The organism is Caballeronia sp. M1242, assembly GCF_017220215.1.
GTDB lineage: Bacteria > Pseudomonadota > Gammaproteobacteria > Burkholderiales > Burkholderiaceae > Caballeronia.
Window position 1 is genome coordinate 922,615 of the sequence record NZ_CP071129.1, and the last position, 20,419, is coordinate 943,033.

At 65.4% G+C, this 20,419-nt stretch carries 15 protein-coding genes; 7 read left to right on the forward strand and 8 right to left on the reverse strand.

Annotation, left to right across the window (positions count from 1 at the left end; all coding sequences use genetic code 11):
* The first annotated feature begins 9 nt into the window (after window positions 1-9).
* From JYK05_RS04275 to kdpE, 3 genes are read left to right on the forward strand one after another with little or no spacing between them, the layout of a single operon-like run.
* Entirely contained in the window at window positions 10-399 is a 390-nt protein-coding gene (locus JYK05_RS04275; RefSeq protein WP_206467885.1) for a methylglyoxal synthase, read from the forward strand.
* A 32-nt stretch (window positions 400-431) separates the two neighbouring features.
* On the forward strand, window positions 432-1,406 hold the full coding sequence (locus tag JYK05_RS04280; protein ID WP_206467886.1) for a quinone oxidoreductase: 975 nt from the start codon (window positions 432-434) through the stop codon (window positions 1,404-1,406).
* 49 nt (window positions 1,407-1,455) lie between these two features.
* Window positions 1,456-2,154, forward strand: coding sequence for a two-component system response regulator KdpE (gene kdpE, locus JYK05_RS04285; RefSeq protein ID WP_206467887.1), 699 nt, complete (start codon window positions 1,456-1,458; stop codon window positions 2,152-2,154).
* A gap of 6 nt (window positions 2,155-2,160) precedes the next feature.
* Here the strand turns inward: kdpE and JYK05_RS04290 are convergent, their stop codons facing one another.
* The 6 genes from JYK05_RS04290 to JYK05_RS04315 all read right to left on the reverse strand — a co-directional run bounded on the left by JYK05_RS04290 (window position 2,161) and on the right by JYK05_RS04315 (window position 12,614).
* Window positions 2,161-2,820, reverse strand: coding sequence for an SDR family oxidoreductase (locus JYK05_RS04290; protein WP_175939933.1), 660 nt, complete (start codon window positions 2,818-2,820; stop codon window positions 2,161-2,163).
* A 68-nt stretch (window positions 2,821-2,888) separates the two neighbouring features.
* On the reverse strand, window positions 2,889-6,224 hold the full coding sequence (locus JYK05_RS04295; RefSeq protein ID WP_206467888.1) for an efflux RND transporter permease subunit: 3,336 nt from the start codon (window positions 6,222-6,224) through the stop codon (window positions 2,889-2,891).
* 3 nt (window positions 6,225-6,227) lie between these two features.
* On the reverse strand, window positions 6,228-9,353 hold the full coding sequence (locus JYK05_RS04300) for an MdtB/MuxB family multidrug efflux RND transporter permease subunit (protein WP_206467889.1): 3,126 nt from the start codon (window positions 9,351-9,353) through the stop codon (window positions 6,228-6,230).
* A 16-nt stretch (window positions 9,354-9,369) separates the two neighbouring features.
* Entirely contained in the window at window positions 9,370-10,737 is a 1,368-nt protein-coding gene (locus tag JYK05_RS04305) for an MdtA/MuxA family multidrug efflux RND transporter periplasmic adaptor subunit (protein WP_206468209.1), read from the reverse strand.
* 276 nt (window positions 10,738-11,013) lie between these two features.
* The gene (locus tag JYK05_RS04310; protein ID WP_206468210.1) at window positions 11,014-11,853 is read right to left on the reverse strand and encodes an IclR family transcriptional regulator; all 840 of its coding nucleotides are present in this window, start codon (window positions 11,851-11,853) and stop codon (window positions 11,014-11,016) included.
* Between the two features lie 452 nt (window positions 11,854-12,305).
* Window positions 12,306-12,614, reverse strand: coding sequence for a hypothetical protein (locus JYK05_RS04315; RefSeq protein WP_206467890.1), 309 nt, complete (start codon window positions 12,612-12,614; stop codon window positions 12,306-12,308).
* 238 nt (window positions 12,615-12,852) lie between these two features.
* Here JYK05_RS04315 and JYK05_RS04320 point away from each other — a divergent pair, with 238 nt between their 5' ends.
* Together JYK05_RS04320 and JYK05_RS04325 are read left to right on the forward strand one after the other, a co-directional pair.
* A complete protein-coding gene (locus JYK05_RS04320; RefSeq protein ID WP_241269845.1) occupies window positions 12,853-13,320 on the forward strand; it encodes a hypothetical protein in 468 nt (155 codons plus the stop codon).
* Between the two features lie 103 nt (window positions 13,321-13,423).
* Complete coding sequence (locus JYK05_RS04325) at window positions 13,424-16,081, forward strand: mechanosensitive ion channel family protein (RefSeq protein ID WP_206467891.1); 2,658 nt, start codon at window positions 13,424-13,426, stop codon at window positions 16,079-16,081.
* 13 nt (window positions 16,082-16,094) lie between these two features.
* Here the strand turns inward: JYK05_RS04325 and JYK05_RS04330 are convergent, their stop codons facing one another.
* Window positions 16,095-16,697: a cysteine dioxygenase gene (locus JYK05_RS04330; RefSeq protein WP_371826401.1), complete on the reverse strand. Its 603-nt coding sequence runs from the start codon at window positions 16,695-16,697 to the stop codon at window positions 16,095-16,097.
* A gap of 96 nt (window positions 16,698-16,793) precedes the next feature.
* On the opposite strand from JYK05_RS04330, the gene JYK05_RS04335 reads away from it, so the two are divergent.
* On the forward strand, window positions 16,794-17,261 hold the full coding sequence (locus tag JYK05_RS04335; protein ID WP_206467892.1) for an Lrp/AsnC family transcriptional regulator: 468 nt from the start codon (window positions 16,794-16,796) through the stop codon (window positions 17,259-17,261).
* A gap of 296 nt (window positions 17,262-17,557) precedes the next feature.
* Complete coding sequence (locus JYK05_RS04340) at window positions 17,558-17,776, forward strand: hypothetical protein (protein ID WP_206468213.1); 219 nt, start codon at window positions 17,558-17,560, stop codon at window positions 17,774-17,776.
* A gap of 10 nt (window positions 17,777-17,786) precedes the next feature.
* Here the strand turns inward: JYK05_RS04340 and JYK05_RS04345 are convergent, their stop codons facing one another.
* The gene (locus tag JYK05_RS04345; protein WP_206467893.1) at window positions 17,787-20,312 is read right to left on the reverse strand and encodes an FUSC family membrane protein; all 2,526 of its coding nucleotides are present in this window, start codon (window positions 20,310-20,312) and stop codon (window positions 17,787-17,789) included.
* Window positions 20,313-20,419 lie beyond the last annotated feature (107 nt).

A 20,419-nucleotide genomic window follows, 5' to 3' on the forward strand; every position in this document is an offset into this window, starting at 1 on the left:
AGGCAGCACATGAGCACACGCGTCGCGCTGATTGCGCACGACATGAAAAAGGACGACATCGTCGCGCTCGCGGGCGAGTATGTCGACACTTTGGCGCGATGCCAGCTGGTCGCGACCGGCACCACGGGCGCGCGCATCGCAGCGGCGCACGGGCTGGACGTCGAGCGCAAGCTGTCCGGCCCGCATGGCGGCGACTTGCAGATCGGCGGGGAACTGGCGGAAGGGCGCGTCGGCGTCGTGATCTTTCTGCGCGATCCGATGACGCCGCAGCCGCACGAGCCCGACATCAACGCGCTGGTGCGCGCCTGCGACGTGCACAACGTGCCGTGCGCGACCAACGTGTCGACCGCGCGCATGATTCTCGACGAGTTGCGCGCCCGGCTGGTGAAGGCGCGCTGAAGCATCCACGAAACGAAGGAGACGTTCGAGCGATGACCAAGGCAATCCGATTCGACAAAACCGGCGGCCCGGAAGTCATGAAATGGGTCGATGTGAACGTGGGCGAGCCGGGCAAGGGCGAGATCCGCGTGAAGCATCATGCGGTAGGGCTCAACTTCATCGACGTGTATTTCCGCACCGGCCTCTATCCGATGCCGCTGCCCGGCGGCCTCGGCATGGAAGGCGCGGGCGAGGTGACCGCGGTAGGCGAGGGCGTCACGCAGTTCATGCCGGGCGACCGCGTGGCGTATGCGTCGCGTCCGCCGGGCGCGTATGCGGAAGAACGCGTGATGGCGGCGGATTACGTCGTCAAGCTTCCGGATGCGATCGGCTATGAGGATGCCGCGTCCATCATGCTGCAAGGGCTGACGGCGCAGTATCTGCTGCGCCGCACGTACCGCGTGAAGGCGGGCGACACCGTGCTGATTCACGCGGCGGCGGGCGGCGTCGGCATGCTCGCGTGCCAGTGGGCGAAGGCGCTCGGCGCGACGGTCATCGGCACGGTCGGATCGGACGAAAAGGCGGCGCTGGCGAAAGAGCACGGCTGCGATCACGCGATCGTCTATACGCGCGAGAACTTCACGCAACGCGTGCGCGAGATCACGAACGGCGCGGGCGTGCCCGTGGTCTACGATTCGATCGGCAAGGACACCTATGTGGGCTCGCTCGATTGCCTCGCGCCGCTCGGTCTTTTCGTGAGCTTCGGCAATTCGTCGGGGCCGCTGCCGCCGATCGATTCGTCGGAACTCGCCGGGCGCGGCTCGCTCTTCTTCACGCGTCCGACGCTCTTCAGCTATATCGCGAAACGCAGCGATCTCGACACGATGGCCGCCGAACTGTTCGACGTCGTGTCGTCGGGCAAGGTGAAGACCAACGTGCGGCAGCGCTATCCGCTCGCGGACGCGGCGCGCGCGCACGAAGAACTCGAAGCGCGCAAGACGACCGGCTCGACGATACTTTTGCCTTGAGCGCGACGACGCCGCGCGGCCGGCTCGACTCCATAACCGATAACAAGCGATGAGCGAGCCGTCCTTCACTGTCGTCCTGATCGAAGACGAAAAGCAGATCCGGCGCTTCGTGCGCGTGTCGCTCGAAGCGCAGCAGATGACCGTGTTCGAAGCCGAAACCGGCCAGCAAGGACTGGTCGCGGCGGCCACGCGCAAGCCGGATCTCGTGATCGTCGATCTCGGCCTGCCGGACACGGACGGCATCGACGTGATCCGCGAATTGCGAAGCTGGACCGAAGTGCCGGTGATCGTGCTCTCGGCGCGCACGCAGGAAGAGGAGAAAGTCGCCGCGCTCGATGCCGGCGCGGACGATTATCTGACCAAGCCCTTCGGCGTCTCCGAACTGATGGCGCGTATCCGCGCGCATCTGCGGCGGCGCAATCAGACGGCGGCGAGCGAAACGCCCGTGGTGAGCTTCGGCGACGTCACGGTCGATCTCGCGCTACGCCGCGTCACGCGAAACGGCGAAAGCGTGCATCTGACGCCGATCGAATATCGCCTGCTCGCGACGCTCGTGCGCGACGCGGGGCGCGTGCTGACGCACAGGCATTTGCTGCGCGAAGTGTGGGGGCCGTCGCATGTCGAGAGTCCGCATTACCTGCGCATCTACATGGCGCATCTGCGGCAGAAGCTCGAACGCGACGCCGCGCAGCCGGAGCATATCGTCACCGAAACGGGCGTCGGATATCGTCTGGTCGGCGCGAACTGAAGGCGCTTACGCCGTAGCGGCAGCGGGCGCATCGAGCGCATCGTCGATAGGCACGTCGCCGCCGACGAAGCCGATCGTGCGATTCGTCACGCCGAGCAGCAGGCAGCGCATCGCGACTTCCGCGACGTCTTCGCGCGACACCGCCGGCATCTGTTCGACGCGTTCGTCGGCGAGCGCGATCGTCCCGCGCCCCGGCGCATCCGAAAGCGGGCCCGGCCGCAGGATCGCGTACGGCACGCCGCGTCGGGCGACGTAATCGTCGGCTTCGCGCTTCATGCGCGAATAGTGGCGCAGCGCGAGCGGACTGCGCTGCGGCTGATACGCGGACAACGCGCTCACCACGACAAGTTGCCGCACGCGCCGGCGCTTCGCGTAATCGGCGGTGCGCATGACGGCGTCGCGGTCGATATCGCGTTCCTCGCTCACGCCTTCCGATTCCGCCGAACCCGCCGCATAGACGACGTGCGTGATGTCGTCCAGCGCATGCGAGAAGTCGTGCGTCAGGTCGCCGAGCACGATCTCCGCGCCGAGCGCCGCGAACTCGCTCTTGTGCGCAGACTTGCGCAACAGCGCGCGAAACGGAATGCCTTCTTCATGCAAACGCCGCGCGACATGGCGGCCCGTGCGGCCGTGCGCGCCGATCAGCAGGACTTTCATCGCCTTCATTCGAGACGCTCCTTGCGTGGACGGTCAGAACACCGTAGGCCATTTTCGCGGCCCATGCCAGCGTAACGTCATTCGACCGCGCTTGCAGGACTCCCGCCGCCCTTGCGACGCGCCCGCCGCGCTTCCCCGCGCACGCGGATGCGGTCCATGTACAGATAGACGACAGGCGTGGTGTAGAGCGTCAGCATCTGACTCACGATCAGGCCGCCGACAATCGCAATGCCGAGCGGCGCGCGCATCTCCGAGCCTTCGCCGGTGCCGAACGCGAGCGGCAGCGCGCCGAGCAGCGCGGCGGCGGTCGTCATCATGATCGGGCGAAAGCGCAGCAGGCACGCTTCCTCGATGGCATCGCGCGAGGTCTTCGCGCCGTGGCGCGTCGCTTCGATCGCGAAGTCCACCATCATGATCGCGTTCTTCTTCACGATGCCGATGAGCAGAATGACCGCGATCAGCGCGATGATGCTGAACTCCGTGTGAAAGAGCAGCAGCGCGAGGAGCGCGCCGATGCCGGCCGACGGCAGCGTCGAGAGAATCGTGATCGGGTGGATGTAGCTCTCGTACAGGATGCCGAGCACGATATACACCGCCGCAAGCGCCGCGAGAATGAGAAGCGGCTGATCGTTGAGCGATTGCTGGAAGGCCTGCGCCGTGCCCTGAAAGCTGCCGTGAACGGTCGGCGGCACGCCCAGTTCGGCCATCGTTTCGTAGATCGCGGCGGTGGCGGCCGAGAGCGACTTGCCCGGCGGCAAGTTGAACGAAATGGTCGAGGCGACGAACTGGCTCTGGTGATTCACCGAAAGCGGCGTGTTGCCCGGCCCGAACTTCGCGATGGAAGAGAGCGGGACCATCGTTTCCTTCGACGTGGACACCGCCGCGCCCGACGACGATCCCGACTTGCCGCTCGCCGCGATAGCGTTGGTCGCGGAATTGCGCACGGATTCGAGCGCGAGCGCGGCGGTGGTGTCGCTCGTGCTGGTGGACGAGCCGCCCGCGCCGGTCGAACCCGTCGCGGATGTGGATGCCGTGCTCGTCGCGCTCGATGTGGTCGTGGAATTGGTCGATGCCGCGCCGCTCGCCGTGCCGCCCGATGTGCTGATGTAGATCTGCTTCAGCATTTCCGGGTCTTGCCAGTACTTCGGCGCGACTTCCATTACCACGTGATACTGCGACAACGCGTTATAGATGGTCGAGACCTGCCGCTGGCCGAAGGCGTCGTAGAGCGTGTTGTCGATCTGCGCGGGCTTGATGTTCAGGCGCGCGGCGGTCGCGCGGTCGAACGTCACCATCGCTTCGAGGCCGCCTTGTTGCTGATCCGAATTCACGTCGGTCAGCTCGGGGCGGTGTTGCAGCGCCTCGGTGATCTTCGGCGCCCATGTGTACAGGTCGGAGGTCGTGTCCGAGAGCAGCGTGAACTGATACTGCGCGTTCGACTGCCGGCCGCCCACGCGAATGTCCTGCACCGCCTGAAGGAACGTGCGCGCGCCCGCGACATTGGCGAGCGGGCGGCGCAGGCGGTTGATGACCTGATCCGCCGAAATCTTGCGCTCGCTTTTCGGCTTGAGCGAGATGAACATGAAGCCCGAATTGGTCGAGCGTCCGCCCGTAAAACCCGCGACGCTATCCACGGCGGGATCGGCTTCGACAATGCGCATCATCTCGGAGAACTTGACCTTCATCGCCTGAAACGACGTGCTCTGGTCCGCCTGTATGCCGCCGATGATGCGCCCCGTGTCCTGCTGCGGGAAAAAGCCCTTCGGCACGATCACGTACAGATAGAAGTTGAGTCCGATGGTCGCGAGCAGAATCAGCAGGATGGTGCGCGGATGCCCGAGCGCCCAGCCGAGCGTGCGCGCGTAACCGCGCTGCATGCGCTCGAATTGCCGTTCGAGCCAGCGCGCGACGCGTCCTTCCTCGCGCTTTTCGCGGGGTTCTTCGAGCAGGCGCGAGCACATCATCGGTGTGACGGTGAGCGACACGACGAGCGACACCGCGATGGCGAGCGAGAGCGTCAGCGCGAATTCGCGGAACAGCCTCCCGACGATGCCGCCCATCAGCAAGATGGGCAGGAACACGGCGACGAGCGACACGCTGATGGACAGCACAGTGAAGCCGACCTCCCGCGCGCCGATGATCGCGGCCTGCATGCGCGGCACGCCCTTTTCGACATGACGCGCGATGTTTTCGAGCACGACGATCGCGTCGTCTACCACGAAGCCCGTCGCGATGGTCAGCGCCATCAGCGAGAGATTGTCGAGCGAGAAACCGAGCAGGTACATCGCCGCGAACGTGCCGATGATCGAGATCGGCACCGCGACGCTCGGAATCAGCGTCGCGCGCCAGTTGCGCAGGAACAGGAACACGACCATCACGACGAGCGCGACCGCGATCACGAGCGTGAGCTCCGTGTCGTGCAGCGACGAACGGATGGTGGTCGAGCGGTCCGCCGTCGGCGTGATTTCGACGTCGGCGGGCAGGGCGGCCTGCAATTGCGGCACCATCGCCTTCACGCGATCGATCGTCTCGATGATGTTCGCGCCGGGCTGCCGGTACAGAATGACGAGTACCGCGTGCTTGTTGTTGATGAGGCCGAGATTGCGCAGGTCCTCGACGGAATCGACCACTTCGCCGACATCCGAGAGCTTCACTGCCGAGCCGTTGCGATACGCGATCACGAGGTCCTTGTACTGCGCGGCCTTGCTCGCCTGATCGTTGGTGTAGAGCTGGACGTGCGTGCCCTGAAACTCGATCGCGCCTTTCGGGCTGTTCGCGTTCGCCGACGCGAGCGCCGCCCGCACGTCCTCCAGCCCGATGCCGTAATGGAACAGCGCCCCTGGCTCCAGTTCCACGCGCACCGCCGGATTTGCCGACCCGCTCACGTCGACTTCGCCGACGCCCGGCACCGTCGAAAGCGTCTGCTGCAACACGGTCGCGGCGGAATCGTACAGCGAGCCCGCCGTGCGCGTGGGCGACGACAGCGCGAGCACGAGAATCGGCGCGTCGGCGGGATTGACCTTGTGGTACGTCGGATTGCTGCGCAGCGAAGTCGGCAGGTCGGCGCGCGCGGCGTTGATCGCGGCCTGCACGTCGCGGGCGGCGCCGTCGATATCGCGATTCAGGCCGAATTGCAGCGTGATGCGCGTGCTGCCGACCGAACTCATCGACGTCATTTCGCTCACGTCCGCGATGCTGCCGAGATGCCGCTCCAGCGGACTCGCCACGCTCGTCGCCACGGTCTCCGGGCTCGCGCCCGGCAACGACGCCTGCACGGAGATGGTCGGGAAATCGACCTGCGGCAGCGGCGCGACCGGTAGCTTGACGAACGCGAACATGCCGGCGAGCGCGATGCCGACGGCGAGCAGCGTCGTCGCCACCGGCCGGTCGATGAAAAGGCGCGACAGGTTCATGCGTTACTCCACGTCGCCGGCCGCACGCGCCGCGCTCATGCCGTCGCCTCCGAAGCGCGCGCGCAGCTTTCGTCCGAGCGAATCGAAGCCGAGGTAGATCACGGGCGTCGTGAAGAGCGTGAGCAACTGGGACACGATCAACCCGCCGACAATCGCGATGCCGAGCGGATGCCGCAGCTCGGAACCCGCGCCCCAGCCGAGCATCAGCGGCAGGGCGCCGAGCAGCGCGGCCATCGTCGTCATCAGAATCGGGCGGAAGCGCAACAGACACGCCTGAAAGATGGCCTCGCGCGGCGGCTTGCCTTGCTCGCGTTCGGCTTCGAGCGCGAAGTCGATCATCATGATCGCGTTCTTCTTCACGATGCCGATCAGAAGCACGATGCCGATGATCCCGATGATGTCCAGATCGTGCCCGGTGATCATCAGCGAGAGCAGCGCGCCGACGCCTGCTGAAGGCAGCGTCGAGAGAATGGTGATCGGATGGATGAAGCTCTCGTACAGCACGCCGAGCACGATATACATCGTGACGATGGCCGCGAGAATCAGGAACAGTTCGTTCGAGAGCGACGCCTGGAACGCGAGCGCCGCGCCCTGATAGCGGATCTGAAACGACGCCGGCAAGCCGATCTCGTTCTTCGCTTCTTCGATCGCCTTCACCGCCGCGCCGAGCGACGCGCCCTTCGCGAGATTGAACGAGACGGTGGTCGCCGGAAACTGCCCGAGGTGCGTGACGAGCAAAGGCGCGGCGCGTTCGTGGAACTTGGCGATGGCCGAGAGCGGCACCTGTCCGTTCGTCGCGGTGGAAGAGGGCAGATAGATGCCGTTGAGCGTCTCGCTGTAGTGCGCGTCCGTCGGCTCGCTTTCCAGAATCACGCGGTACTGGTTCGACTGCGTGAAGATGGTCGAGATGATGCGCTGGCCGAACGCGTCGTAGAGCGCGTTGTCCACGGTCGCGGGCGTGATGCCGAAGCGCGCCGCCGTTTCGCGGTCGATCTCCACGTACACCGATTGCCCATTCTGCTGAAGATCGGTCGCGACGTCCGTGAGAATCGACGTATGTTGCAGCCGGTCGACAAGCTTCGGCACCCATTGCGCGAACTCGGAAGGATTCGGGTCCGTCAGCATGAACTGATACTGCGTCGGGCTGACCGTGGAGTCGATCGTCAAATCCTGCACCGGCTGCATGTAGAGCTTGATGCTCGGAATGTCCGCAACTTCGTTCTGAATGGAGCGGATGATTTCGCTCGACGTATTGCTGCGGTCGTCGCGCGGCTTCAGATTGATCAGCATGCGGCCGCTGTTGAGCGTGATGTTCGTGCCGTCCACGCCGATGAACGAGGTGAGACTCTCGACGTCCGGGTTCTGCAGAATCTTCGCCGCGAGCGCCTGCTGCTGCTCCGCGACCGCCTGATACGACGCGGCCTGCGGCGCCTGCGTGATCGCCTGAATCACGCCCGTGTCCTGCGTCGGGAAGAAGCCCTTCGGAATGTACACGTACAGCACGCCGGTCAGCACGAGCGTGAGCAGCGCGACCACGAGCGTCGAACGTTGCCGGTCGAGCACCCATTCGAGCGCCACCGCATAGCGGCCGATGACGTAATCGATGAACTGATGCGCGCGCGCCTCGAACCGCTTGCTGTCCTTCGGCGGCGTATGGCGCAGCAGTTTGGCGCACATCATCGGCACCAACGTGAGCGACACGATCGCCGAAATCACGATGGTCACCGCGAGCGTAATCGCGAATTCATGGAAGAGCCGCCCGACGACGTCGCCCATGAAGAGCAGCGGAATCAGCACAGCGATGAGCGACACGGTGAGCGAAATGATCGTGAAGCCGATCTGCCTCGAGCCTTTCAGCGCCGCTTCGAGCGGAGATTCGCCTTCCTCCACGTAACGCGCGATGTTTTCGATCATCACGATGGCGTCGTCCACGACGAAGCCCGTCGCGATGGTGAGCGCCATCAGCGAAAGGTTGTCGAGCGAGAAGCCGCACAGGTACATGACCGCGAGCGTGCCGACGAGCGAGAGCGGCACCGACAAGCTCGGAATGATGGTCGCGTAGACGTTCGCGAGGAAGAGATAGATGACGAGCACGACCAGCACGACGGACAGCGCCAGCTCGAACTGCACGTCGCGCACGGAGGCGCGGATGGTCGTGGTGCGGTCGGTGACCACGCGCACGTCGAGCGCGGCCGGCAGCGACTGCTGCAACTGCGGCAGCAGCTTCTTGATGCCGTCCACCACCTGAATGACGTTCGCGCCCGGCTGCCGCTGCACGTTCAGGATGATGGCGGGCGTCGAATCGACCCACGCGCCGAGCTTCGTGTTCTCCGGTCCCTGCACGATGGTCGCGACGTCCGTCAGCATCACCGGCCGGCCGTTGCGGTACGCGACGACCGCGCTCTTGTACGCGTTCGCGTCGGTGAGCTGATCGTTCGCGTTGATGGTGTAGGCGCGCGTCGGGCCGTCGAAATTGCCCTTCGGCGTGTTGACGTTGAGGTTCGAGATCGTGGTGCGCAGATCGTCGATATTGAGCCCGTACGAGGCGAGCGCGCGCGTATTGGCCTGAATGCGCACGGCCGGCCGGTTGCCGCCGCTCACCGACACGAGGCCCACGCCCGCGACCTGCGAGATCTTCTGCCCGAGTCGCGTGTCCGCGAGATCCTGCACCTGCGTGAGCGGCAGCGTCTTCGAACTGATCGCGAGCGTCATGATCGGCGCGTCGGCGGGATTCACTTTCGCGTAGATCGGCGGGGCGGGGAGGTCGGACGGCAGCAGATTGCCCGCCGCATTGATGGCGGCCTGCACTTCCTGTTCCGCGATATCGAGCGGCAAGTCGAGGCTGAACTGCAACGTGATGACCGATGCCCCCGCCGAACTCTGCGACGACATCTGGTTCAGGCTCGCCATCTGCCCGAACTGCTTTTCGAGCGGCGCGGTGACGCTAGACGTCATCACGTCCGGCGACGCGCCGGGGTAGAAGGTCTGAACCTGAATCGTCGGATAGTCGACGGCGGGCAGCGCGGACAGCGGCAGAAAGCGCAGCGCGACGAGACCGACGAGCATGATCGCCGCCATCAGCAGCGCCGTGCCGACCGGTCGCAGAATAAATATGCGGGAGGGATTCATGCGCGAGGCTTAGAGTTCACTGCTGCTGTTGCTGACGGCGATGATGCCCGCCGTGCTGCGCGCCCGATGCGCCCGAAGCTGCCGCCGCGGCCGATGCGCCCGACGCCCCCGACGCAGCCTTGGCGCGTTCGGCCGGAATCGCGATCTTCGCGCCTTCCTTCAGGCGGTCGGAGCCGTCGATCACGACGCGCTCGCCCACTTGCAGGCCGGACTTGATGCTCGTGCGCTCGCCATCGACCGGGCCGGTTTTCACGTTGCGCACGGTCACCGTGTTGTCTGGCTTCACGACATACACGAACGAACCGGACGAGCCGTTGAGCACTGCCGACGTCGGCACGATGGTCGCGTTCTTGATGACGTCGACGAGCAGCTTCGTGTTCACGAACTGATTCGGGAAGAGCCGGTTTTCCTTGTTGTCGAAGGTGGCGCGCAGCTTCACGGTGCCCGTGGCCGTGTCGATCTGGTTGTCGACGGTTTCGAGATAGCCGGATTCGAGCGCGGTGGTGTTCGCGCGGTCATAGGCCGTCGCCGACATCTTCACGCCCGCGCGCAGCGGCTTCATGATCGCGGCGAGGTTGTCCTCCGAGGTCGTGAAGATCACGCTGATCGGCTGCAACTGCGTGATGACGACGACGCCGTTGGTGTCGCCCGTCGTCACGTAGTTGCCCGGATCGACCTGGCGCAAGCCCACGCGCCCGGAAACCGGCGCCGTGATGCGCGCATAGGCGAGATCGAGCTTGTACGTGTCGACGTTGGCCTGATCCGACTTCACCGCGCCTTCGTACTGCTTGACGAGGGAGGCCTGCGTGTCCACCTGCTGCTTGGCGATGGAGTCCTGCGAGAGCAGCGTCTGATACCGCTGCAAATCGAGCCGCGCGGTTTGCAGCAGCGCCTGATCGCGCGCGAGCGTGCCTTGCGCGTTGCGCAGCGAAATCTCGTAGGGGCGCGGGTCGATTTGCGCGAGCAGATCGCCCTTCTTGACCATCTGACCTTCGCGGAACGCGACTTCCATCAGCGTGCCGTTGAGCTGCGTCTTGACGGTGACGTTCGCGAGCGGCGTGACCGTGCCGAGCGCATTGATGACGACCGGCATCTCGCCCTGCGACACGGTCGCCACATGCACCGGCTGAGGCTGGTTCATCGCATTCGCGCCGCCGCGCCGTCCGCCCTGACTCGCCTGCTGCGGCGAACCCGCTGTGCCGCCGCGATTCCACGGATGCCACCACGCGACCGCTCCCGCGACGATCAGGACGGCCACGACGAGCGGCACGAGACGGCGGCGGCGCGGCGCGGCGGTGGTGACGGGCGGGGCAGTCGGAGTGGGATCGGCGGGGCGCGCGGGCGTCGTGCGCGGCTCGGCGGGAGGGTTCTTTCGGTCGTCCATCGTGTGGTGGCTGGGTCTTTCCAAGTCTGTCGTACGGGGCGCGGATGGGCGGCATCTCGCGATGCGGTCGGGGGAGAGCCGGGGAAAGGCGGCGGGCGCGGCCCGCGCGTTTCAGGCTGGACACAGCCTGAGTCAGAAGTCCGGCGCGGCCCCGGTGCGCGCGAAGCATGATGCTACGTCGCGCGCCCATGCCCGTCCACCGGGCTTTCTTTCGGATGATTACGAGCGTTACACGCGTCGGCAAAGGCCCGGACGCGTGCGGCAAAGCGCGTAAGTTTAATGGCTTACGGCAGATGGCGCGGCGCCCGCCGTGCCGCCGATCTCGCGCGCGATCTGGGCGACGCAATCCAGCAGGGCGGGCACCACGGTCGTGATCAGCGTCTCGTGTGGACACTGGTGCGCCGCGCCGCCGCAGTTGACCGAATAGCGCTCCTCCGACGGCCCGACGAAACCCGCGGCCACCGCGTTTAGCCCGTGGTGCCATTCCCCGAGCGAAATTGCGAAGCCACGGCGGCGCGCGTCGTCGAGACCGCGCTGCAAGCCGCCGGCGATGCTCGGCCAGTCGTCGCCGGATGCGGTCTGTAGGCTGCCGATCAGCGCCTGTTGGTCGGCGTCCGACAGAACGGAGAGATACGCGCGTCCGACCGCCGTGCGGCTCAGGTCCATTCGGCCGCCCACTTCGAGCCGCGAGACGAGCACGGCGGAGCGCGGCCGGATGGCGTCGATGACGACCATTTCGAGCCGGTCGCGAACGGCCAGATGCACGCTGAGCCCGGTCCGTTCGGCTAGCGCGATCAGAAACGGCCGCGCTCGCGCCCGGATGTCGAAGTTGCGCAGGAAGCCGTTGCTGAGTTCCAGCACCGACGCGGTCAGGACGAAGCGCTCGCTGTCGGGCAGCCGCAGCAGCAGTCCCGCGCCGACGAGCGTCGCCGTGATCCGCGATACGGTAGGTTTGGGAATGCCGGTCCATTCGGTCAGTTCGCGGTTGCTGACCGGGGCGTCCGCAGCGGCAATGCGGCGCAACACATCGAGACCGCGCGCAAGGGCGGTGACTTCGTCGCTATCCCTGTCTTTCGTTTTCGTGCGGCTGGACGACCGGTCGCTCATCGTGGGCATCTTTTTGTGAAACATCGTTTCGAATGCTGAGTGGAACATTCCATTCAGGCGACGCCTGAAGCTTGCAAGCGATGCAAGGCCGGATGATAAGCCGCACGCGCCGAGTCGGTGTAATCGGAACCGATTCCGAAAGACATCGTTGGGCAGATGCCCGGACGCTGAAATTTTGCTTGACTTGAGCAGTGATCCCGGAAAAAATGGAATCCGATTTCGAAAGGACTGGGCGATGTGCGCGACCGCTTTCCGCTCCAGGCTTCGATCACAGTCTCTCAGGTTCTAGCACGGCCCTCGGAATGGCTAGAACTTTTAAGGCGCTACGGAAACGTGGCGCCTTTTTTTTCGTCGGGTGCTTTTGAGCCGGTTCGGCACGAATATACGCCGAAAACGTATGGAGTGTTTATTGAATTCGCGCGACAGGCGAGCGCGGCGTCAGAATGCGCCGCGCGGAGAGGTCAGTGCAGTTCGGTGAACACGCGACGTTGCCGGAGAAGCAGCTTGCCGCGCACGATCCAGTACAGGCTCGCTGCGAGCAGCGCGGAGGCGACGCCCATCACGAGGAGCGGGGATACGCGTTCGGGCGCGGGCTGGCTCGTTGCGACCACCAGCGCGGCGAAGAAGGCGCCGCCCGCCTGATAGTACGAGCGTTTCGCGAGAATGCGGCGCATGCGATGCGTGGTGAAACGGGAGACGGGGGCGCGCGTGAAGGGTTCGAAGAGCATCAACCCAGCGACGAGGGCGATGGCGAGGTTCATGTAAATCATGGCGGGGTTTCGGTGGGAGGGGCGAGACTGCGGCGAATATAGACCGGACCGAACGATGCCAAAAGCAGAAGTGTCCTAAATGTAGAGGAAACATTCTATTGAGCGCGTCCGGCGCCGCGCCGAAGTCGCCGCAGTTCGCTTGCAATGCAAGCTTTCGCGAGTTGCCGGGTTCGAGGCGTATGATGAGCCCGCGTTTCGGGATGCGCCCGAATTTCAGGATGAAGCAGGAGGCAGGACCATGAAGCCCAACTCGATGACTCCGGTCGCGCGTATCGCATTCGCGCTCGCCGTGCTCGGCGTGCTCGCCGCATGCGAGAAGCACGACGCCGCCGCCGGCCAGGCCGCCAACGCCTACAACAATCTTGCGAGTCAGACGACGCAGAAGCTCGATCAGGCGGCGAGCTATGTCGGCCAGAAGGTCGACGCAGCGAAGCAGTCGGCACAACAGAGTTTCGATCACGCCGGCTCCGCGCCGGACTTGTCCGCGAGCAGCGTGGCCGCGTCGGCGCGCGCGAATCTGCAGAACGCGGCGAGCGCGACGAACGCCGCCATCGCCGATGCCGCGAGCGCCACCGGCGCGGGATTGCAAACGGCGGGCCGCAAGTTGCAGGAGTGGTCGGCCAAGGACGGCGGCGCATCGGGCACGCAGGCCTCGGGTTCCGACTCGGCGAGCGATGCCGGCACGCGCACGGACATGGATAAATAAGCGGCCGCTCGAATAGGCGCGCTTAACATTCGGTTACCTCGACAGTGCGCGGCGCGCGCAGCTCAGCCGCTAAACTGGCGGTCTTTCGGAAATCGAGACCGTTATGAAACTACGCAAGCTCGCGGATCGCGGCGCGCTGGCGTTCGTCGCGATATCCCGGATCTCCGCTCTCGCGCTGCGGCGCGGCGTACAGCAGACGGACATCCCCGGAATCCGTGCGATATCGTTTTTGACGACGCTCATCCTCATCGCGTTTTTCTCTCTGACGATCCCCGCCGCACAAGCCGCGCCGGCGCTCGACCTGCCGTCGCTCCAGGAACTGATCGCGCCGCCCGCGCCGGCAGCGTCAGCCGACGCGGCATCGGGCGCATCCGCGTCCGTTCCCTCCGATGCCGATATGGTGCGCTCGCTCGACACCGTCATTTCGACGCTCGACAGCGACCGTCAGCGCAGCGCGCTGGTTGCGCAGCTGAAGAAGCTACGCGACGCCAAGCGCGCGGCCGAAGCCGCTGCGGCCGCGCCGCCGACCGCAACCGCCGCCGCCACGCAGCCGGCATCGACGGACGCTGCCGCGCCGTCGCCGACCACGCCGCCGATCGCCACGACCAACGCGGCCTCATCCGTGGTGGCCGCCATCGCGCAGAACGCCGGTTTGCTCGGCGCAATTGCGTCGGCGCTGACGAGCATAGAAGCGGACGTGAAGCGCGGCAAGACGCCGGTCGCGTACTGGAGCGGGCGCTTCAACGCGGCGGGCAACGAGCTCTTCACCATCGTCACGAGCCAGAGCCGCGAGCCCTTCGGCCGCACGCTCTTCAACTACTTCGCGACGCTCGCGGGCTGGGGCGCCTGCGCGTTTGTGCTCGTGAGCCTGCAGCGCCGCGTGCACAGGCGCTATGGCATCGAAGCCGGCCTGCATTCGAATCCGACCACGCGCGAGCTGCTTCTCTTCACGATGCGGCGCGTGGCGCCCTATCTCTTCGCGTTCGTCGCGGCGCTGACGTTCGTGCACATGATGCCGCAGTCGCTCGGCCGGACGCTCGCGATGGTCACCGCCTACGCGATCGTCGCGGGCGCGGTGTTCTCGGCGATCTGTCTCATCATGTTCTCGCTTTTCGGGTCGGCGCACCGGCGTGTCGCGGTGAACGTGCTCATTCTGCACGCGCGGCGGCTCTTGTTCGCTATCGGCACGTTCGGCGCGCTCGGCGATGCCGCGGCCAATTACGACGTCGCGCAGCAACTGGGCACTAATCTGTCGGCGCTCATTTCGACGTTCGCGAACATGGTCGCGGCCGGGCTCACCGCGTACTTCGCGCTCGCGTTCCAGCGGCCCGTCGCGCATCTGATCCGCAGCCGCACTTACGAGCAGCGCAACACGCGCAAGGCCGCGACCGAAACCTTCGACGTCGTCGCGTCGTTGTGGCAAGTGCCGCTCTTGCTGCTCGCGTGCGCGTCGGTGGTGGCGACGCTCGCGGGCATCGGCACGTCCGAAAACGTGCTGCAAATGGCGATCGCCACGGCCGGCTTGCTCGTCGTCGCGTTCTTCCTCTCGGCTATCGTCATTCGCATCACGCGGCCCAAATCGCGCAGGCCGCGCCGTCAATCGGCGTATGTGCGGCGGCTCGTGAAGTTCGTCGGCACGATGATCGTCGTCGGCATCTGGCTCGCGTTTCTCGAAGTCTCGTCGCGCTTCTGGGGCTTCTCGCTCGCGCAGATGGCCGAGCGCAGCGTGGCGGCGCGCGGCATCACGCACGCGGTCAGCATGATCGTGCTGACGTTCTTCGTCGTGTGGCTCGTGTGGATTTTGATCGACACCGGCATTCAGGAGGCGCTCAAGCCTGATTCCGCGCGGCGCAGCGGACGCGGGCCGAGCATGCGCGCGCGCACCATGCTGCCGTTGTTGCGCAACGTCGTGTTCGTCGTGCTCTTCCTGGTCGCGGCCATTGTGACGGCGGCCAATCTCGGGCTGAACGTGACGCCGCTGCTCGCCGGCGCGGGCGTGATCGGTCTTGCGGTCGGCTTCGGCGCGCAATCGCTGGTGGCGGATCTCATCACGGGGCTTTTCATCATCATCGAAGACACCATTTCGGTCGGCGACTCGATCGAAGTGGAAGGCGGTCACGCGGGCATCGTCGAAAGCCTGACGATACGCACCGTGCGGCTGCGCGACGGGCAGGGCGCCATTCACGCCATTCCGTTTTCGCAGATCAAGACGGTGAAGAACCTGTCGCGCGACTTCGCCTACGCGGTGTTCGAAGTGCGCGTGCCGTTCTCGGCGGACGTGGACGAAGTGACGGAGATGATCCGCGAGGTCGGCGCCGAGCTCATGGACGATCTGCGCTATCGGCGCGAGATGCTGGGTCCGGTCGAGGTGTGGGGACTGGACCGTTTCGATCCGAACTGGATGGTCGTCAAAGGCCAGATCAAGACGCGGCCGCTTCTGCAATGGAGCGTCGCGCGCGCGTTCAATCTGCGCATCAAGCGGAAAATGGACGCAGCGGGCATGGAGATTCCCGTGCCGCAAATGCAGGTGCAGATGGCGCAGCGCGGCGTGCACGATGCGGGCGATGCGGCCCACGCGGCGAAGGCCAAGCGCATCTGGCTAGACGACGAGCCACCGCTCGCCGACGCGGAGTCGGGCCCGGCGGCGACGGTCAAGGCCGTGGACGTATCGCACGAGCCGCGGCCCGCGCCGCCCGCCACGGACCTCTCGGTGCCGATTCCGCCGCAGATCACGACGGCGCCCGAGCCCGGCAAAGGCTGAGTCGACCGGTCGATCAGGCGGCGAGAAGATCGTTGACGTGCGTGGCGATATGCTCGCCGGCCACGCCGTAAATGTGGATCGATACGGCGCGCGTTGCCGCGTCGGCCGGATTGCGGAGCTGGTGAATCGCGCCGCGTCCCGCGTCCGCATACGACACGGCGCCGGCTTCGCGCGGATGCCGGCGCGTCTCGACGGCGCGATGCGTGTTCGCGTCCCAGCGATACTGCGTCTCGGCGAGCGCACCGTCGATGACCGCATAACCGCACCATGTGCGATGCGCATGCACGGGGCTCGACTGCCCCGGCTCCCAGACGAGCGCGGCGATCGCGTAACGGCCGAGCGGATCGGCGGCGAGCAGATGACGCTGGTAGCCCTGCGGACTGCCGGCGCGCTGATCGGCACGCAGAAGCGCCGGATCGGCGATCGCGCGGGAGAGCGCCGCATGCAGACGCACGCCGAACGACATCCCGCCATCGGCTTGCGCCGCATGGAGCGCGGCATCGATTTCGTGACACAGGCGGGTGACGGCAGCATTCCGGTCAGCCGGGAAATGCACGCTGCGTTGAGTGGCGAGTTCGGGTTTCATGATGACGTGCGTGCCGGTGATGTCGATCACGAATTTATACCGGCTTGCATCCGGAAACGGTTTCCATATAATTCCGCTCGGAGAAGCAAAAATAGAAAATTTTCCTATCGGGGGTGCAGTATGGGAATGGACCTCATCGACCGCAAGCTGCTCGAACTGCTGCAAGGCGACGTGACGATGCCTATCGCGGAACTGGCGTCGCGGGTGAATTTGTCGCAGACGCCGTGCTGGAAGCGGGTGCAGCGTCTGAAGGAGACCGGCGTGATTCGCGCGCAGGTCGCGCTGTGCGATCCGAAAAAGCTCGGCGTCGGCACGACCGTATTTGTCGCGGTACGCACGAATCAGCACACGCAAAGCTGGGCCGACGAATTCACGCGCGCCGTGCGCGACATCCCGGAAGTGGTCGAGGTGTATCGAATGAGCGGCGAGACGGATTACTTGCTGCGCGTGGTGGTATCCGATATCGATGATTACGACCGCGTCTACAAGCAGCTCATTCGCGCGGTGCCGCTCTACGACGTCAGTTCGAGCTTCGCGATGGAGCAAATCAAGTATTCGACGGCGCTGCCGGTGCGGCCCGCCGCCGACGCCTGAACTCGCAACCTAGGACGCGCAAGAAAAAGCCGCCCGGGGAGGGCGGCGCAACACGTCCGGTCACTAGGTATTCCGGTCTTGCCCCTTCAAGCCCTCGCCGGAATCGGACGCGCATGGAATCGCGTTGAGTATGGCCATTCGGGCGCGCTTCGTACAAGCCGGGCGATGCAGCAGTCAATTTCACGCACGCCGTTCGCCGGGCGAAATAACGGGAGCGGCCCGCAATCCAACTGAAAAGCAGTGCGGGTACGATGCTGGCTTTATCTCGAAATCCGCAACGAGCCGCTCCGCCCGCCATGACCGACAACCCTCGCCAAGACCGCCCGAACCTCCCGCGCAAGAAGAATCCGACCTTGGGCATCACCGTGTTTATCGTGGTCGTGGTGCTGCTGGTGATCTTTACGCTGCTCTTCAACGCGATCCGCGACAAACGCGAGTTTGACGAACACAACGCTCCGCCCGCCGCCGCGAGCGACGCGCGTCCGGCACTGCCGGCCACCGGCGCCTCGCAGTAAAGCGTTTCATTTACGCGGGTAGATGAATCTGCGTCGCGTCCTTGCGGATGAGCGCCGACGCCGTGAGCATCTGCTTGCATTGATGCGCGAGTAGTTTCAGATCCTGAATGGCATCGGCGGGCAGACTCTGCGCGCGTTCCGCTGCGGCGACCATGGAATCCAGATCGCGACGGAGCGTCTTGATCGCATCGGGCGATGCAGCCCCGTCTTCCTCGGAGACAACGGCCTGCGCTTCCGCCAAGTTGTCCCGCACGACGGCGAACGCGCGCTGCACGGGTTCGAATGACTGGCCGTCCGCGCCGTTGAGCGACTGCAAGAGCGGCGCGGCCGCCGTGATCTGCGACGCGAGCACGTGGCTTTGCACGAGCAGATCGTTGAGCTCGGCGACATACCGTTGCTGCGCCTTCGGCTCCAGCATCATGCGCTGGAATGCCTGCGCGAGATTGGCGAAGGCGACGTGCACGTTCTTGCGCGCGAGGCGATAACCGTAGTCGCGATCGAGCGCGGACGCGACGACCGTGGCGGCGGCCGATGCGCCCTTGCTCGCGGTCGCAGCCGTGCTCTCGCCGATGCCCGCCGACGACAGCCGCTCGGCCGTTGCGCTCGCGGCCTTGATCGCGCTAGCCGCGACCGCTTCGGCTTCGGCCGTCGCGGTGGCTTCCGATGGCTCGCTGGCGGCTTCGGCGGCGACGGAGACCGGCTGCATCGACGAGGCGAACGCGGCGCGCGCCTGACCGTCGGCGAAGACGGCGCTCGGCGCGCTGGTTGCCGCGGCCGTTGCCGTTGCCGCGGCCGCCGCGCGCGCCGCGCCCGCTGCCGCCTTCGCCTTCCAACCCCAGCTGGCTTCGAGGTAATTACGCGTCGCGGCCAGCAGGTCCTTCACGAGCTTGCCCATCAGCCGATATTCCCAGTACGGGAACAGGTGGCTCGCTGCGATGGCGATCGCGCAGCCGACGACGGTATCGATGGCCCGCTCGCCTATGAGCCGCAAGCTGCCCGGCGCGAGCAGGTGGAACATCAGCAACACGTAGCTGGACGTGAACACGACGCTGCCCGCGTAATTGAAAAGCAGCAGGCTGTAGCTCATCACCATCGACGCGAACATGGCGACCAGCAGAATGTGCGGGTCCTTCACGAGCAGAATGAGCGCGATGGTGACCGCGCAGCCGATCGCCGTGCCGATGATCCGCTGCGTGTTGCGCTGCTTGGTGAGCGAATAGCCGGGCTTCAGGATGATGACCGTGGTCATCACGATCCAGTACGCATTGGTGAGCGGCAAGAGCCTGCCGAGCCAGAAGCCGACGCCCACCGCGATGGTCACGCGCAGCGCATGCCGAAAGCTCGGCGATGCCATGGTCAGGTTCGAGAAGATCTGCCTGAACGGCACGCGCCGGCTGGAGATGAATCGCGAGAGCGCGTGGTCGATCTGCAATTCGGTTTCGGTCGGGCTCGCGTCGTCGCGCGTGCGGCGGCGCATTTTGTCGATGAGGCGCGTCGCGCTCCAGAGCCGCCGGAACACTGCCGCCGCCGCGGCATACGCTTCGGGATTCTTCTCCGGCAGCGCGTGCTTGCGCATGAGTTCCAGTTCGTATTCGATCGCGCGCAGTTCGGCCTTCGTGCTGATCTGCTTCGGCGCCGGACGATTTTGCAGCACCGCGAGCCCGATCTCCTGCAAGTCCTCGCCCGCCTTGCGCATCAGGTCGCGATAGAACACGAGCACGTCCGAGCCCGCGAACGTCTTGCGCACGAGCGGATAGTCCGTGTGCGCGCCCACGAAGAACTCGTGCAGATCCACGATGTTGATGAACAGATTGAATAGCCGCGCGCGCCGCGCATCCAGCTTGCCGCTTTTCACCTTGGGCAGATTGCGCAGCACGATGTCGCGCGCGCCTTCCTGCTGCTCGACCGCCGCGATCTGCTTTTCGATCAGCTTCCTGTAGCACTCGTCGAGATCGGCGTCGTTGTCATAGAACTCGGCGCGCGCCTGAAGGTACTCCGCGCAACTGAAGATGCTCTGCGCGAGCGCCTGCCGCTCGATCCGATAGACGAGCAGATGCGACACGAGCGTGGCCCAGTACGTGTACCAGAGCCCGCCCAGCAGAATCCACGACGCGTTGATGAGCGCCTGCATCGGCGTGAAATGCTCTTCCAGCGTCACGATCATCATGAAGAGCGTGGCGAAGCTGATCTGCGGCCAGCGGTTGCCGTAGACCACGATCAGCGAGAGCACGAAGGTGAGCGGTACCACGGTCAGCCAGAGCGTGAGCGGATGCGCCGTCGCGATGCCGGTGGCAAGCGCCGAGAAGAAGCCGATGAACGTGCACGCCAGCATCTCGTTGTGCTTGTGCTTGAGCGGGCCGGGCATGTCGACGACGCATGCGCCGAGCGCGCCCGTCGCGATGGTGAAGCCGAGCTCGCGGTTGTGAAACACCGTGAGCATGAGCACTGCGGGCAGCGAGATGCCGAGCGCGCAGCGCAAGCCGCCAAAGAAGTACTGGCTGTAGATGAACTTCCTGATTTCGAACGAGTAACGCATCGACTTCCTGTGTGGACGCTCGGGGGCGGGCAACGGCGTTGTCGAGTCTAACCCAACTCACCGGGCCTTCGGACCTCGGCCGAATGGCCGAGTTCTCGGCACGCGCG

What these genes read in the sequence shown, in the direction of transcription:
- JYK05_RS04300 (WP_206467889.1), bottom strand. Translation starts at nt 9,353, where the DNA reads ATGAATCCCTCCCGCATATTTATTCTGCGACCGGTCGGCACGGCGCTG.
- JYK05_RS04325 (WP_206467891.1), top strand. Translation starts at nt 13,424, where the DNA reads ATGAAACTACGCAAGCTCGCGGATCGCGGCGCGCTGGCGTTCGTCGCG.
- kdpE (WP_206467887.1), top strand. Translation starts at nt 1,456, where the DNA reads ATGAGCGAGCCGTCCTTCACTGTCGTCCTGATCGAAGACGAAAAGCAG.
- JYK05_RS04340 (WP_206468213.1), top strand. Translation starts at nt 17,558, where the DNA reads ATGACCGACAACCCTCGCCAAGACCGCCCGAACCTCCCGCGCAAGAAG.
- JYK05_RS04310 (WP_206468210.1), bottom strand. Translation starts at nt 11,853, where the DNA reads ATGCCCACGATGAGCGACCGGTCGTCCAGCCGCACGAAAACGAAAGAC.
- JYK05_RS04275 (WP_206467885.1), top strand. Translation starts at nt 10, where the DNA reads ATGAGCACACGCGTCGCGCTGATTGCGCACGACATGAAAAAGGACGAC.
- JYK05_RS04315 (WP_206467890.1), bottom strand. Translation starts at nt 12,614, where the DNA reads ATGATTTACATGAACCTCGCCATCGCCCTCGTCGCTGGGTTGATGCTC.
- JYK05_RS04305 (WP_206468209.1), bottom strand. Translation starts at nt 10,737, where the DNA reads ATGGACGACCGAAAGAACCCTCCCGCCGAGCCGCGCACGACGCCCGCG.
- JYK05_RS04290 (WP_175939933.1), bottom strand. Translation starts at nt 2,820, where the DNA reads ATGAAGGCGATGAAAGTCCTGCTGATCGGCGCGCACGGCCGCACGGGC.
- JYK05_RS04320 (WP_241269845.1), top strand. Translation starts at nt 12,853, where the DNA reads ATGAAGCCCAACTCGATGACTCCGGTCGCGCGTATCGCATTCGCGCTC.
- JYK05_RS04335 (WP_206467892.1), top strand. Translation starts at nt 16,794, where the DNA reads ATGGACCTCATCGACCGCAAGCTGCTCGAACTGCTGCAAGGCGACGTG.
- JYK05_RS04280 (WP_206467886.1), top strand. Translation starts at nt 432, where the DNA reads ATGACCAAGGCAATCCGATTCGACAAAACCGGCGGCCCGGAAGTCATG.
- JYK05_RS04345 (WP_206467893.1), bottom strand. Translation starts at nt 20,312, where the DNA reads ATGCGTTACTCGTTCGAAATCAGGAAGTTCATCTACAGCCAGTACTTC.
- JYK05_RS04295 (WP_206467888.1), bottom strand. Translation starts at nt 6,224, where the DNA reads ATGAACCTGTCGCGCCTTTTCATCGACCGGCCGGTGGCGACGACGCTG.